Source organism: Streptomyces sp. DH12, from assembly GCF_020873895.1.
Taxonomy (GTDB): Bacteria; Actinomycetota; Actinomycetes; order Streptomycetales; family Streptomycetaceae; genus Streptomyces.
The window spans coordinates 1-1,225 of record NZ_JAHWGT010000093.1 but is presented as its reverse complement, the minus strand read 5'-3'; the positions used below and the strand labels follow the sequence as shown (position 1 = coordinate 1,225).

The following is a 1,225-nucleotide window of genomic DNA, read 5'->3' as shown; positions in this document are numbered from 1 at the left end:
GTTCCGGACGGGGAACGGCATGAGGCCGATGTCGGCCGGATCGGCGCCGGCCTGCTCCGCGGCGTCCCGCATCTGCACGACGGCCCAGGAGCCCAGCCACATGGTGGCGATCTCGCCCTTGGCGAGGCGGGGCTTGGACGCCTCCCAGTTGGTGGTCGTCGGGTCCTTCTCCGCGAGTCCGCCGCGCACGATGTCGTGGAGCAGGGTGTCGCCCACGCGCAGGTCGGCGCCCTCGGCCCACGGGTCGCCCTCGGCGAGCCTGGTGGTGGCCCGGGTGTCGCAGCTGACGGAGCCGTTGACGTTGGTCCACTGGGTCAGCGGCCACATGTCCTTGAAGTTGGTGTAGTACGGCACCGCGTCGGTCTTCGCCCGGATCGCCTTGAGGGCGTCGAGGAACTCGCCGGGTTCCCAGTCGCGTTGGGTGACCTCCAGCCGCAGCCTGTTCCGCGCTTCCTTCGGCGCCGCCGGCGGCCCCATCACCAGCGAGACCGTACTGGCGGGACTCCGGCGCAACCGGAGACCCCAGTCGTGGGACTCGACCGCGTGCCAGTCGGCTTGGGACTGCCAGAAGGCCCACTGTGCGTAGCGGTCCTCCTCCGCGACGTCGAGGCAGATCGCGACGAGGCCGGAGTCGGCGAGCACGCCGGGGTGACCAGGACGCAGCACGCAGAACTCGTTGCCCTCCGGGTCGGCCAGCACGTCCCATGGGACGTCCCCCTGGCCAATGTCGACCTGCGTCGCACCGAGTGTGAGCAGGCGCGCCACCTCGGCCTGCCAGTCCGGCCCCCCGGCCAGGTCGATGTGGAGTCGGTTCGAGTCGGCTTCGCGGTCGGCACGAACCGCAGTTGCAGGCCGCCCATCTGGCCTCGCGTCGCATCCAACCAGAAACGGTCCATACGCACGGCATCCAGCGCGTCGATCACGATCCCCGTCAGCATGCCATTCCCCCAAGCCGTCAAACCGGTCGCCTGCTCATTGTGGCCGCCGCTGTCGGTGCCAGCCCTGGGCCCACGGGTCGGGAGCACGCATCCCGGACACACTGCCGACCAAGATCGCCGAGCGCAAGACCAGCAGCTCAACTCATTCTGAAACGATCAGTAAGAACATCATGGCGCGTCATCACCGAGCCCTGACAGTGATCCGGGCGTAGTCGTATCCCCCGGGCGCAGCTGAGGAGTTGTAGGTGACCGTGAACATGCGCCGTACGTCGCCGAAACGATCCGAG

General features: G+C 68.7%; 1 protein-coding gene. It reads right to left on the bottom strand.

Annotated features, from left to right (window positions below; translation table 11 throughout):
- The coding region (locus LPA54_RS32665; RefSeq protein ID WP_228984388.1) for an extracellular solute-binding protein at positions 1-951 on the bottom strand (951 nt) is incomplete at its 3' end.
- Positions 952-1,225: the final 274 nt, after the last annotated feature.